Here is an 11,756-nt window from a genome sequence, read left to right as displayed (position 1 = left end):
TCGGGAGCGTCTTGTTCCGGCGCGGAACGGGGTGCCCGCCCGCGGCGTGCCGGCCAATTCCGCGTGCGTCCGCCAAGGAGGTCACGAGATGAGTCGCACCGCTGCTCCCGCCGCTCCCCGGACGTTCCGGACATGCCCGCGCTCCAGGGGCAGACGTGCAGGCCGTGCCGTGCCCGTCCTGTTGCTGGTGTCCTTGCTCTGCGGCGTCATGCTGTGCGGCTGTGCCTCCCGGCAGCAGGTGGAGGAGCTGGAAGAGCGCCTGGACTCCATGGGCGGCACGGTGGAGCAACTGGCAGTCGGGCAGGATATCGCACGGGCGGAAACCTCGACTCGTCTTGGGCTCATCGAAGACAGCCTCCTGGCGGATGGCAAGGAAAAAACGCGCCTGCTGCAGGAAATCAAGGCCGGACGCCAACTGCGCGCTGCTGCTGCCCGGGCTGCGCAGATTCCCCAGGCTCCGCCGGCTCCCGCTGCTCCAGCGGACTGGGCCCCCCCTGCGACGCAGGAACCTGCCCCAAAAATCGTCGCCGAGCAACAGCCTTCAACGCTCCACCCGGAACCGGCCACGCCTGCGCCCCTGGTGACGCAACCCGTGCCCGTCCAGCCCCCATCCGAAAAATCCCCGGCAGCAGATCCGGTCCTTTCCGTGTTCGTTCCCAATCTTCCGGAGCCACCCGCTGCACCGGAAGTCGTCAAGCGTCCCGTCTCCAAGCCCTCGCCGGGCATTCCTGGCTACGGGGGAGGATCGGCCGCCGCTGAGGGCGAGGACCCCGCCGTCGCGGCCGGGCTGGATCCCTATCGCATTGTCTCCAGGCCCATCGTTCAGGAAAACACCCCCGGAGCCGCCCCGACACCCCCCGCCACGCCGACACCCCCCGCCGCCGGCGCCAAGCCCGCCGCCGCGAGCCCCGCGAGTGTGGAGGAGGCCGTCAAGCTGGTGCAGGCCGGCAAGGTCGAACGCGGCCGGCAGATGCTCACGGCCTACATTCAGGAAAACCCCAAGGGCGGCATGCTGCCCAATGCCTATTACTGGCTGGGCGAGACGTATTTCCAGGACAAGCGCTACGCGCAGGCCATCCTCGCCTTCAAGGATGTGACGACCCGCTATCCCAAACACGACAGAGCCTCCGCGGCCCTGCTCAAGATCGGGCTTGCCTACGAGCAGTTGGGGGACAAGCCCAATGCCCGCTTCTATCTGGGAACCCTCGTCAAAGAGTATCCACGCTCCAGCGCTGCCAAAACAGCCACAGACGCGCTGCAGGGCAGGCTCAAGTAGAGGGCATGCAGTACGGGCGGCACTCCATGCACTCGCGCCACACGCGTCACGGCATGCCTGTCCCAGGTTTTTTGCGGCCCCCCGGCTTGGCCGGCGTGGCGGAAGCTCCCGAGGAATACGGGGCATACGGCAAGCCGGTAGATCCGCGATATGAGTTCTGGGCCTGTCTGGCCCTCAAGCACACCCCCGGCATTGGCCCCCGCACCTGGAAGCGCCTGCTGGAGGCGCATGGCAGCGCGTGGCAGGCGGTTTCCCAGGTGCAGACCTGGGAGGAACGGCGGCTGGCGACGGCGCGCGTGGTCCAGGGATTTCGCGACGCCCTCTGGCGGCCGCAGGCCGAGGAGGAATGGCGGCAGGCGGCAGAAGGCGGACGTCATGTGCTGCTGTGGTCGCATCCCAGATATCCCCAACGGCTGCGCCAGATTGCGGACCCGCCGCTGTTTCTGTACTACGTCGGCGATTTGACGCTGCTGGACAGCATCTGCGTGGCAGTGGTGGGCGCGCGAAAATGTTCTGACTACGGACGCAGCATGGCCGTGCGGCTGGCCGGCGGGCTGGCCCGCTGTGGCGTGGCGGTGGTCTCCGGCATGGCGTACGGCATCGACCGGCATGCCCATCTGGCGGCCCTGCAGGAGGTGGGCTCCTCCATCGCCGTGCTGGGGGCAGGGTTGGATTCCGGATACCCGGCCGGCAACACGGATGTTCGCCAGCAGTTGGAAGTGCGGGGGCTGGTGCTCTCGGAACTGGCGCCCCGGGCCGTGCCGGAGCCGCACCAGTTCCCGTTGCGCAACCGCATTGTCAGCGGATTGTCACTGGCGGTGGTGGTGGCCGAGGCCAGCGAGCGCAGCGGCGGACTCATCACCGCGGCCCGGGCCCTGGAGCAGAACCGCGAGGTGATGGCCGTGCCCGGTCAGGCGGACTGGCCTTCCTATGTCGGCTGCCTGCGGCTCATCAACGACGGCGCCCGCGCCGTGGCCACGGCCGAGGACGTCTTGCGGGAGCTGGCGCCGCACCTCACGGAGCAGGTGGCGCATGCGGCCCGCGTTGCGACTGCATTCGTGCCGGCATCTGTGTCTGCGTCTGCACCTGCATCTGTGTCTGCGTCGTCTGCTTCTGGCCGGCCTCGCGTACCCTCCCTGCCTGCTCCAACGACTGCCCCAGCGCCTGTTCCAGCGACTGCTCCAGTACCTGGCCTGGCGCTGCCTCCGGATCTGGAAGATGACGAGCGAAACGTCTGGGAGGTCTTGCCGGAGCAGGGAACTCGGCATATCGATGATGTGTGCCAGCTGCTGGGCTGGGAGGCAGGCCGTGTGAGCCGGGCCCTGGTGGGCCTGGAACTGGCCGGCGCTGCCCGGCAACTGCCGGGCATGCGGTATGTGCGGGGCGACGGGAGCTGAGGGGAATACGTGCAAAAGATACCAATGAGATTGGCCGAACCGGGAATGATTCTTGCTAAGTCCATCCTACGGGAGAACGGGCAGGTGCTGGTGGGCGAAGGCGCGGAGTTGACGGACGCCTTGGTGGACCGGCTCCTGCGCATGCGGGTGGAGACCATCACCGTGCAGGGCCATCCCGTGAACCTGGGCAGCCTGGGCGGCAGCAGCAGCTATGCCCGGCGCATTGGGCGGCTGGACCACCTGTTCCGCAAGCACCAGGCCGACCCGTGGATGTGCAAGGTGAAGGAGCATCTGGAAGAATTTTTCCGCATGAAGGCCGCGGCCGAGGAGGCGGCGGTCCAGGCTGCCGCCAGCCAGAAGGCGGGGGCTGCCGCCGCGTCGCTGGAAGCAGGGGAGCCGGGGGTACCGGGAGAGCCGGGGGAACCGGGCGGCCCTGCCGTGCTCGTTACGCCAGGGGCGCGAAAAGGCGGGTTCCTGTCCCGATTGTTCAAGAGGGGGGACCGTGGCTGATGATCTTCGTCTCGCGCACAGAAACCGCATCCTCGCCGTCAAGGATCTGCCCACCCTGCCGAAGGTGCTGGAGGAGGTCACCCGGCTGGTGGCGGACCCCAACTCGTCCACGGATCAGGTAGCCAAGCTCATCGCCTACGATCAGGTCTTGTCGGCCAAGGTGCTCAAGATGGTCAACTCGCCCATCTACGGCTTTCCCGGCCGCATCGGCTCCATCCAGCATGCCCTGGTGCTGCTGGGGTTGAACGTCATCAAGGGCGTCATCATTTCCACGTCGGTGTTCGACTTCATGATTTCCACCATGAACGGCCTGTGGGAGCACAGCCTGGGCTGTGCCCTGGCTTGTACGGAAATCGCCAAGGTGGCTGGCCTGGAGGAGCCGGAGGAATATTCCGTCCCCGGCCTGCTGCACGATCTGGGCAAGGTGGTCACCGCCGTGCAATTGCCGGACATCCGGCAGGAGCTGGACGCCACAGTCAAGGAGCGCGATTGCACCTACCGCGAGGCCGAGGCCCTGGTGATCGGCTTTACCCACGAGGCCGTCAACGGCTGGCTGGCCCAGCACTGGCGGCTGCCCCTGAAGATCCGCGAGGGCATGGCCTGGCACCACGCCCCCACCCGGGCGGAGCATTACCCGGCGGCGGCGTGCGTGGTGCATCTTGCCGATTTCCTGGTGAAAGCCTATGAGTACGGCTTCAGCGGGGACGATCAGGTCCCGTATCTGGACCCCAACGCCCTCAAGATTCTTAAACTCGATGGCGATGCCCTGGACACGGTCATGGATGCCCTGGCGGAAAAATTTCTCGAAGTGGCGGATATTTCCTTCAGTTAGAGCAAGTTATCTTTGAAAGGTTTTCCCCCGCAATGTCCTTTTTCAACATTAAAATGCTCTAACCCACTGTGCGGCACCCCATGGCAGACATGCTGGACACCAGCCCTGCATTTGATCCGAGCTGCTGCCGGCAGCGCGGCATGGTCATCACGGCCGATCCGGCCCTGACCGCCATGCTCGACGCCCTGTGGCCGGCGCAGGACGTCTGCTGGCAGGCCTTCGAGCGCGCCTCCCGGGCCATGGAGGAGCTGTATGCCGAGCCGCCGGACCTGCTGCTGGTGGACGAGTGCCTGCCGGACATGTCCGGCCTGGAACTGGCCATGGCCGTGAAGAGCGAAAACGTCTACCGCCAGATGCCCGTGGTGCTGGTGTTGCGTGGCCCCGAGGCCCTGGACTCGCTGGACTGGTCCGCCATGGAGGTGGACGAGTTCCTGCTGCGCCCGTTTTCGCCCGTGGAAATCCGCTCCCGGCTGGCGCTGGCCCTGGCCCGCGCCACCCGCACCCTGGACGCCAACCCCCTGAGCAAGCTGCCGGGCAATACCAGCATCATCCAACGGGTTCAGCACCTGGTGGAGGCCGGGGCGGAATTCGGCCTGGCCTATGTGGATCTGGACAATTTCAAATCCTTCAACGACAAATACGGCTTTTCCCGCGGGGACGAGGCCCTGATGATGACGGCCCGGCTGCTGGTCAACGTGGTGCGCGAGCATCCCCAGCAGGCCCCGGCCATGCATTTTGTGGGGCATGTGGGCGGGGACGATTTCGTCTTCATCCTGCCCGCCACGCAGGTGGAAGCCGCCTGCCGGGCCGTGTGCGCCCGCTTTGACGCCATTGTGCCCAGTTTCTATGACGAGGACGACCGCCGCCGCGGCGGCATCCGCAGTACGGACCGGCAAGGCAATGCGCAGGATTTCCCCTTGATGAGCCTGTCCATTGCCGTGGTCCTGAACCACAACGCCAAGCTGACCCACGCCGGGGAGGCGGCCTCCATGGCCGCGGCCCTCAAGAAAAAGGCCAAGGCCATCAGTGGAAGCTCCTATGTCATGGACCAGCGACAACGCTGAGCCGGCCGCCGCGCCCGGGCTGTTGCAGCGCTTTCTGGACCATCTGACAGTGGAAAAGAACCGCTCCCCGGCCACGGTGGCGGCATATGGCGCGGATCTGCTCCAGTTTCAGGCCTTCCTGGCCACCCGCACCCCGCCGCGCAGCCTGGACGTCCCGGACGGGCTGGACCGCCTGACCGTGCAGGCCTTCGTGGCCGAATTGCACCGCCAGGGCCAGGCCAAAAGCTCCATGGGACGCAAGCTCTCCTCCCTGCGGGCCTTTTTCGCCTTCCTCCTGCGCAAGAAGCTGGCCGCCGCCGACCCCACCGCGGGCATCGCCAACCCCAAGGCCGAAAAGCGGACCCCCAGGACCCTGAATGTGGATGCCATGCAGGTCATGCTGGACAACCCCCGCGACCCGCTGCCGTCTGCCCTGGCCCCGCCCGCTGAACATGCTGCCGGGCAGGCCGCCGGGCAGTCTGCCGGGCATCCCGCCGGGCATCCCGAAGACTCCCCCCACGCCGCCGTCCTGGCCCTGCGGGATGTGACCCTGGCCGAGCTGCTCTACGGCAGCGGCCTGCGCATCAGCGAGGCCCTGTCCCTGGACGTGGCGGACGTGATCGGCCCGCGCATGACGGTCAAGGTGCTGGGCAAGGGCGGCAAGGAGCGGCTGGCCCACCTGACGCCGCCATCGCGCGCCCTGCTGGATGTCTGGATCGACGCCCGCGGCAGGCTGCAGCCCCCCGCGGAGGAGCCGGCGCTGTTCCTGGGGCGGCGCGGCAGACGCCTGCACCGCAGCGAGGCCGCCCGGCGCATCGCCGTCCTGGCCCGGGATGCCGACCTGCCCCAGCACGTGCACCCGCACATGCTGCGCCACAGTTTCGCCTCCCACCTGCTGCAAAGCGGGGCCGACCTGCGCGCCGTGCAGGAGCTGCTGGGCCACGCCCGCCTGGCCACCACCCAGCGCTACACGCACCTGTCCCTGCAGCAGCTCACCACCATCTACGACGCCGCCCACCCCCGCGCCGGGGGGAAATAAGATGTGCAACAAGGGGGTGCGAGAGGGGAACCCTTTTGCAAAAGGTTNAGGGGGCCAGTGCCTGGAAGACGGAAGACCCTTTCTGCAGAAAGGTTTTCCCCCCGAGAATTCCTTTCTAAAGATGTCGTGCGCTAGGGGCAATGCGCCTGACGGCGGCCGAGGTTGACGGGCAATGCGCAGTTGGGGCATGCTCTGAACCATGCTGACCTATGAGCAAGTCAAGGCCATGGAAGCCGCCCTTGGACCGGAGAAGGCCGCGCCGTTCATCGAGGCCTTTCAGCCTGCCGACGCCCGCGTCATGACCGCGTTGTTGGCGGAGGTCGCCACCAAGAAGGATTTGGTGGCGCTGGAATTGCGCATGTCTGAGCGCATGTCCAGGCTGGCAGGCCGCTTCGACCGCATGGAAGTGCTGCTCAAGGTGCTCATCGGCCTGGCTGCCATGGCCGTGGCCTTCTTTGCGCCAGTGGCCGGGAAGCTGCTCGGCCTGCTCTGACGCATCGTTTCCTTGCACCCTGCACTTATGCAGAATCTTCGTCCTCAAGTTCTTTCGGGCATGGCGCGATGACGGCGGGCGTTTCGATGGAGACGACTTGCTGCGTGTCTGGATCCCAGCGGCAATAGTTTGCGGGACAGCGCATGCCGGGGGGCAGGGTGGGGGGATCGACGCCGTCCCAGCAGGCGAGGTCAAGTTGGTCTTGGCCGAGATTTTCGGCGTCGGTGAAATCTGCCCCAGAGATGTTTGTCCCGATGAAGGTTGCCAGCCACAACTCCGCCCCGCTGAGGTCCGCCATGAGGAGGTCCGCGCTGTTGAGGACCGCCCCGCTGAGGTTCGCGCTGCTGAGGTCCGCGCTGCTGAGGTCCGCGCTGCTGAGGTCCGCGCTGCTGAGGTCCGCGCTGCTGAGGTCCGCGCTGCTGAGGTCCGCGCTGCTGAGGACCGCCCTGGTGAGTTTCGCCGCGCTGAGGTCCGTCCCGCGGAGGTCCGCCCTGGTGAGTTTCGCCGCGCTGAGGTTCGCGCTGCGGAGGTCCGCCCTGGTGAGTTTCGCCCCGCTGAGGTTTGCCCCGCTAAGGACCGCCTCCTTGAGGTCCGCGCTGCTGAGGACCGCGTTGCTGAGGTCCGCCCTGGTGAGTTTCGCCCCGCTGAGGTCCGCGCTGCTGAGGTCCGCGCTGTTGAGGACCGTCTCGCTGAGGTTCGCGCCGCTGAGGTCCGCGCTGCTGAGGTTTGCCCCGCTGAGGTTCGCCTCCCCGAGCCTCGCCTCGCTGAGATCCACGCTGCTGAGGTCCGCCCCGCGGAGTGCCGCCCCGCTGAACTTCGCCTTGCGGAGGTCTGCTCCGCGCAGATTCACATGGGACATTTTGAATCCAGTCCAGTCGCTCTTTGCCAACTGCGCCCCATGCAGGTCGAACACATAGCCGCATTTGTCCTGCCGAAACTGCAGTTCCTGCAGTCGGGTGCCCATGTAGGTCAGGGCTGTCTGTACGTCTGCCGGGCCGTAGAGTGGGGCCTTGCCTTTGCCGGGCGTGGACTTGACTGGCGGCTGGTAGCTGCGGATGAAGGCGCAGAGCACGTCCAGCACGGCGCGCTTGTCGTCCTGCTTGGGGCTGTCCACGGCAATGCGCCACAGGGAGTTGATGGCCGCCACCCGCACGGTGATGTGCTCACTGCCCAGCTGCTTCGAGGCCTGTATGAAGCGGTCCGTGATGTGGCCTTCTTCCTTGACCTTTGTCTCCTGGCTGTAGCGCCGCATCCGCCAGAAGGCCAGGCACAGCCCCAGGAAGCCGGCAATGGTCAGGCCCAGATTGTGGGAGATTTGGGTGTTGGGCGTGGTTATGTCCATGTCCACCTTCAGCTTCTCGGTGGCATTGCGGGAGGCCTCGGTGGCATTATGGGAGGCTTCGGTGGCATTGCGGGAGGCTTCGGTGGCATTATGAGAGGCTTCGGAGGCATTGTGGGACTCGCGCATGAACCCGGCCACAGCATCCCAGTTGGACCTCAGGCGCGGCCGGACAATGTCCCAGGGCTGCCACACCCCGTCGATGATGCACAATCCCACAAGCACCGGCAGCAGCAGGGAGACGATGCGGGAGACCGCAGGCCTGACGCGCGGCCACAGGGCATCGTGGGCATCGTCCAGAGCCTGCAGCCATTGGTGGAACAGGATCGGTGGGGGGGCATGGCGTTTGGGTGGCCAGGGGGCGTGCACACGCAGGCTTTCCACAACAATCCACACCACCACCACATGGCAGAGAATGACGGCGAGGGCATCATAAATATTCTTGGTCTGCCATAGGGGGGCGATCATCAGCGCGAGCACGGGGCCAGAGTAGGCCAGGGCAGTTCGTTTGCGCGCCTGGGAATCGTCCTGTTCCCATTGCGTTTGGCGAAGAACCCATCCACGCCACAATGCAACCATGCAGAGCAGTGGCGCGAGAACCAACACAGAAATAACGTACAACCCCACCCACACCGAAATGAGCACGCCAGCCTCCTGCGCCAGGAAGGGAGTAACCAACAAGGAATACATGCAGACCCTCGATTACTGTGATGCCGATTGCTGTACGGGAAACACGCGGGGGCGTCCAGTGGCTGGCAGTGGAGGGCGGGGGCAGGGCGCAGCAGGCCAACGAAGTGAACACCGGCAAGGTGGTGACGTTGCGCAAGGCTGGCAGCGAATACGGCGCGGATCAATAGCAGCTGGCCTTGACCAGCCTCGCAATCCATATTGGTATATATTACACACAGCAGGGAAATCATTCGCCGGCTTGAGGCAGACGGCTGGGAGGTTGTCCAGACATCGGGCAGCCACTGGCAGTTCAAGCACCCAGAAAAGCCGGGCCGGGTGACTGTGCCGCACCCAAAGAGGGACGTTCCCGCCGGCACCCTGCGTTCCATTGAGCGGCAAGCAGGCCTGCGCCTGCGGTAGGAGGAAGAGGTCATGCCAAGCTACATCGGGATTATCCACAAGGACACGGGCAGCGACTACGGCGTCAGCTTCCCGGATTTTCCGGGCTGCATCACCGTGGGCAGCACGCTGGACGAAGCCGGGCGCATGGCCCAAGAAGCGCTGGCCCTGCACGTGACCGGCATGCGCGAAGATGGCGAGGCCATTCCCGCCCCCATGCCCCTGGACGAAGCCCGCGCCCACGAGTTCGCCCAGGACGCCGCCGCCTTCATCGTGGTGGCCCTCCCGGACGAAGCGCCAAAGTACGTGCGCATCTCCATCACCGTGCCGGAAGACGCCCTGGCCAGGATCGACAGCTACAGCAAGGCCCATGGCATCCCACGCAGCACCTTCCTTGTCCAGGCCGCGACCAGGGCTATGCAGGCAGGGGCGTGATGGAGCACGGCAAGCGGCCAATTGGGACGCAGAGTGCCCGCAACCTGGCGGAGGTGCTGCAGGTCCCATCCAAGGTGGTTTTGTAGTCACCCGTCCTGGACAAGTGGAACCAATCTGGTTACAGTATGATCAAGAGCTTCGCCCACAAGGGCCTTGAGGTGTTCTTTCTGACCGGCAACACCAAAGGGATACAGGCCAAGCACGCGGACAGGCTGGCCCGCATCCTTGACCGCCTGGACGCCGCCGTCACGGTGCAGGACATGGACGCGCCCGGTCTGGCGCTGCATGCGCTCAAAGGCGGCCTGGTGGGACACTGGGCGGTCAAGGTTTCCGGCAACTGGCGAGTGACCTTCCGCGTTGAACAGGGTGAAGCGCATATCGTGAACTATCAGGATTACCATTGAGGTGGTATTATGGACACCATGGCCCGCAAGCCCACGCATCCCGGCGCAATTTTGCGCTTTGACTACCTGGAGCCGCTGGCCTTGACCGTCACCGGACTGGCGGTGCACCTGGGCGTATCCCGCAAGCACCTGTCTGCCGTGGTCAACGAACGCGCCGGCGTGTCTGTTGATCTGGCCCTGCGGCTGGCGCGGGCCTTCGGCACAAGCCCGGACCTGTGGTTGAACCTGCAGCGCAAGCGCGACCTCTGGGAAGCCCAGCACGCGCCCACGGGCTGGCAGGATGTTGCGCTCGTACCAAATTGTGCAGGCCGCACTGTATAGACGTTGACAGTTACGCGGAGTAATGCTATAGGACTAGATAACAAATTGGCGAAGAAGGTTTCCCTTACCCACTGCGCCCGCGACTCGGACACCGGAAGGCCCTGATAAAGGACACCAGAAGGCCCGTGTGACGTTCACCACGTCATGACGGGCCTATTTCTTTTTCAGGAGCCAAATCGATGACACTCGCAGAAAAGTTGATCTCCCGGTGGCCCTCGGCACTCGTGGCACGTCGTGATTTTTCAAAATTTTCTGGTGGCCTATACAGCGCAAAGACGCTGGCGAACGCGGATTGCTCCGGGACTGGCCCGCACGGTGCTGTGCGCGTGGGCGCGCAGGTGGCCTATCCAGTTGAGGCCGCAGCTTCGTGGATCATCAGCCGCATCGGCGTCACACAGAATGCGCCTCGCCGCCGTGAGGTGGCAGCATGAACACCGCTAAAAGGATCTGGCTCTGGGCGAACAGCAGCGTCGAGCTGTACACGCTGACAATAATCTTGGCATGGGAGGCGCTAAAATGAAAACGCCTCTCCAATCACTCCGCACCCACTGTCTTGCCTGTGTCCTGGGATCGTCCGCCCAACTGGTCTTGAAAAGGGCCGGGCAGGTCAAGCGACAGTAGCGCGCTGTTGTTGTCATACATGGGATCATTCGTTAATCATGTCTGTTCCATGTTGAACCGATCTAGATTTTGCCGATCTATTTTTTTTCGTGGGCAGACAACGTAATTTTTTTATCAATGTCCAATCGTCTTTGCCTCCAGCTAATACGGCTTCGGCCTGCGCAAGCATAAAATCAACCCCAGCATAGTGGGCCAATAGCGCAACCTCTGATGGCGAAGGCTCCTGCCCCTTGTCGCTTTCATTGATTCGTTTTGCCCACTTCATGATCCGCGCCCATCGGTCAACACAAGAGCGGCCATGTTGTCGGGAGTCTTGATACGCTACACGCGCAAATTCAGACTGGTTGCCGTCAAATTTTTCATGCGCGGCCAGGGCGATAATGGCCACCATCGTTCTGGAGTAAAGGTCAGTATTCATGTCAATCCAGAGCCTGTTCCACAAACATGTTCAAGACAAATTCTTACCGGGATCCATATCGCCATGGGCCTCCAACGTGGCTACCAAGTCAAACCTTAAGTCTATATCGTTCATGTTGGCGATGGTCTCACATGGGGCAGACATTCGAGAGATGGGGCAACGGGTACCAAAGATCTGTTGCTGGGGCAACGTATTGTGGCGGAGTTGGGGCGCGATGTGGGGTGGTCTGATTTGGAATCGCAGTTGCCGCAATGCGAACTGGTGACGCGGCAACCATCGCTGGTGTTGCCGCCGGTGCGTCTGCCTTGGTGGCAGTTGAGGACATCCATCATCCCCTGCGACCTAAGTTCAACTGAGGTCATCCTCAGTGTGGGAGCCCTTGTAAATTCGCGCGCGATTTGGCACAAATTAGCGGAGGATTTGGCACAACTTCGCGTAGCGACATATTTCTTGTAACGATATAGGCGGCAGCGAATTTTGATATAACGCCGCCGCCCAGGTGTACGCCAGCGTTTGCTTTTATCACAACCTGCTCGTGCTTTTATCACAACCTGCTCGTG

General features: G+C 64.1%; 14 protein-coding genes. 12 read left to right on the top strand and 2 right to left on the bottom strand.

Translation table 11 applies throughout. The features are described from left to right. Positions 1–169 precede the first annotated feature (169 nt). The 7 genes from ybgF (at position 170) to DGI_RS00025 (ending at position 6,590) form a co-directional block, all read left to right on the top strand. Positions 170–1,276 (top strand): tol-pal system protein YbgF, encoded by a 1,107-nt coding sequence (gene ybgF / locus DGI_RS16680; RefSeq protein ID WP_051286632.1) that lies wholly within the window; start codon positions 170–172, stop codon positions 1,274–1,276. Positions 1,277–1,329: 53 nt separating this feature from the next. After that, a complete protein-coding gene (dprA, locus tag DGI_RS00050) occupies positions 1,330–2,673 on the top strand; it encodes a DNA-processing protein DprA (protein WP_158407262.1) in 1,344 nt (447 codons plus the stop codon). Between the two features lie 45 nt (positions 2,674–2,718). Continuing rightward, positions 2,719–3,183, top strand: coding sequence for a hypothetical protein (locus DGI_RS00045; protein WP_235619965.1), 465 nt, complete (start codon positions 2,719–2,721; stop codon positions 3,181–3,183). Beyond that, the gene (locus DGI_RS00040; RefSeq protein ID WP_021758497.1) at positions 3,176–4,015 is read left to right on the top strand and encodes an HDOD domain-containing protein; all 840 of its coding nucleotides are present in this window, start codon (positions 3,176–3,178) and stop codon (positions 4,013–4,015) included. Before DGI_RS00045 ends, DGI_RS00040 begins: the two co-directional genes overlap by 8 nt. 80 nt (positions 4,016–4,095) lie before the next feature. Further along, positions 4,096–5,079: a GGDEF domain-containing protein gene (locus DGI_RS00035; protein WP_027193260.1), complete on the top strand. Its 984-nt coding sequence runs from the start codon at positions 4,096–4,098 to the stop codon at positions 5,077–5,079. After that, positions 5,054–6,097, top strand: a complete 1,044-nt coding sequence (locus DGI_RS00030) for a tyrosine recombinase XerC (RefSeq protein ID WP_021758495.1) — start codon at positions 5,054–5,056, stop codon at positions 6,095–6,097. Before DGI_RS00035 ends, DGI_RS00030 begins: the two co-directional genes overlap by 26 nt. 199 nt (positions 6,098–6,296) lie before the next feature. Next, positions 6,297–6,590, top strand: a complete 294-nt coding sequence (locus DGI_RS00025) for a hypothetical protein (RefSeq protein ID WP_021758494.1) — start codon at positions 6,297–6,299, stop codon at positions 6,588–6,590. A 25-nt stretch (positions 6,591–6,615) separates the two neighbouring features. Here DGI_RS00025 and DGI_RS16675 read toward each other — a convergent pair whose 3' ends face one another. Further along, positions 6,616–8,619 carry a pentapeptide repeat-containing protein gene (locus DGI_RS16675; protein ID WP_051286634.1) on the bottom strand — a complete coding sequence of 668 codons (2,004 nt, stop codon included), beginning with the start codon at positions 8,617–8,619 and terminating at the stop codon, positions 6,616–6,618. A gap of 20 nt (positions 8,620–8,639) precedes the next feature. Here DGI_RS16675 and DGI_RS18600 point away from each other — a divergent pair, with 20 nt between their 5' ends. The 5 genes from DGI_RS18600 to DGI_RS00005 all read left to right on the top strand — a co-directional run bounded on the left by DGI_RS18600 (position 8,640) and on the right by DGI_RS00005 (position 10,157). Continuing rightward, on the top strand, positions 8,640–8,786 hold the full coding sequence (locus DGI_RS18600) for a hypothetical protein (RefSeq protein WP_021758492.1): 147 nt from the start codon (positions 8,640–8,642) through the stop codon (positions 8,784–8,786). 31 nt (positions 8,787–8,817) lie between these two features. Next, positions 8,818–9,018, top strand: a complete 201-nt coding sequence (locus DGI_RS17645) for a type II toxin-antitoxin system HicA family toxin (protein WP_327023551.1) — start codon at positions 8,818–8,820, stop codon at positions 9,016–9,018. Between the two features lie 12 nt (positions 9,019–9,030). Then, positions 9,031–9,432, top strand: a complete 402-nt coding sequence (locus DGI_RS00015) for a type II toxin-antitoxin system HicB family antitoxin (protein ID WP_021758491.1) — start codon at positions 9,031–9,033, stop codon at positions 9,430–9,432. A gap of 125 nt (positions 9,433–9,557) precedes the next feature. Beyond that, positions 9,558–9,836, top strand: coding sequence for a type II toxin-antitoxin system RelE/ParE family toxin (locus DGI_RS00010; RefSeq protein ID WP_021758490.1), 279 nt, complete (start codon positions 9,558–9,560; stop codon positions 9,834–9,836). 9 nt (positions 9,837–9,845) lie between these two features. After that, positions 9,846–10,157: a HigA family addiction module antitoxin gene (locus DGI_RS00005; protein ID WP_021758489.1), complete on the top strand. Its 312-nt coding sequence runs from the start codon at positions 9,846–9,848 to the stop codon at positions 10,155–10,157. Between the two features lie 646 nt (positions 10,158–10,803). Here the strand turns inward: DGI_RS00005 and DGI_RS18170 are convergent. Beyond that, positions 10,804–11,196, bottom strand: coding sequence for a hypothetical protein (locus DGI_RS18170; protein WP_144284062.1), 393 nt, complete (start codon positions 11,194–11,196; stop codon positions 10,804–10,806). Between the last annotated feature and the right edge of the window lie 560 nt (positions 11,197–11,756).

Origin of the sequence: Megalodesulfovibrio gigas DSM 1382 = ATCC 19364, from assembly GCF_000468495.1 — a bacterium.
Classification (GTDB): Bacteria; Desulfobacterota; Desulfovibrionia; order Desulfovibrionales; family Desulfovibrionaceae; genus Megalodesulfovibrio; species Megalodesulfovibrio gigas.
Note: the sequence above shows the minus strand (reverse complement) of the source record. Positions and strands in the feature narration are given on the sequence as shown.

Bases quoted from the DNA above. Each gene is read 5' to 3' on its own strand.
- dprA (WP_158407262.1), top strand. From the start codon at position 1,330: ATGCCTGTCCCAGGTTTTTTGCGGCCCCCCGGCTTGGCCGGCGTGGCG.
- DGI_RS00045 (WP_235619965.1), top strand. From the start codon at position 2,719: ATGATTCTTGCTAAGTCCATCCTACGGGAGAACGGGCAGGTGCTGGTG.
- DGI_RS00035 (WP_027193260.1), top strand. From the start codon at position 4,096: ATGGCAGACATGCTGGACACCAGCCCTGCATTTGATCCGAGCTGCTGC.
- DGI_RS00030 (WP_021758495.1), top strand. From the start codon at position 5,054: ATGTCATGGACCAGCGACAACGCTGAGCCGGCCGCCGCGCCCGGGCTG.
- DGI_RS00025 (WP_021758494.1), top strand. From the start codon at position 6,297: ATGCTGACCTATGAGCAAGTCAAGGCCATGGAAGCCGCCCTTGGACCG.
- DGI_RS16675 (WP_051286634.1), bottom strand. From the start codon at position 8,619: ATGTATTCCTTGTTGGTTACTCCCTTCCTGGCGCAGGAGGCTGGCGTG.
- DGI_RS18600 (WP_021758492.1), top strand. From the start codon at position 8,640: ATGCCGATTGCTGTACGGGAAACACGCGGGGGCGTCCAGTGGCTGGCA.
- DGI_RS00015 (WP_021758491.1), top strand. From the start codon at position 9,031: ATGCCAAGCTACATCGGGATTATCCACAAGGACACGGGCAGCGACTAC.
- DGI_RS00010 (WP_021758490.1), top strand. From the start codon at position 9,558: ATGATCAAGAGCTTCGCCCACAAGGGCCTTGAGGTGTTCTTTCTGACC.
- DGI_RS00005 (WP_021758489.1), top strand. From the start codon at position 9,846: ATGGACACCATGGCCCGCAAGCCCACGCATCCCGGCGCAATTTTGCGC.
- DGI_RS18170 (WP_144284062.1), bottom strand. From the start codon at position 11,196: ATGAATACTGACCTTTACTCCAGAACGATGGTGGCCATTATCGCCCTG.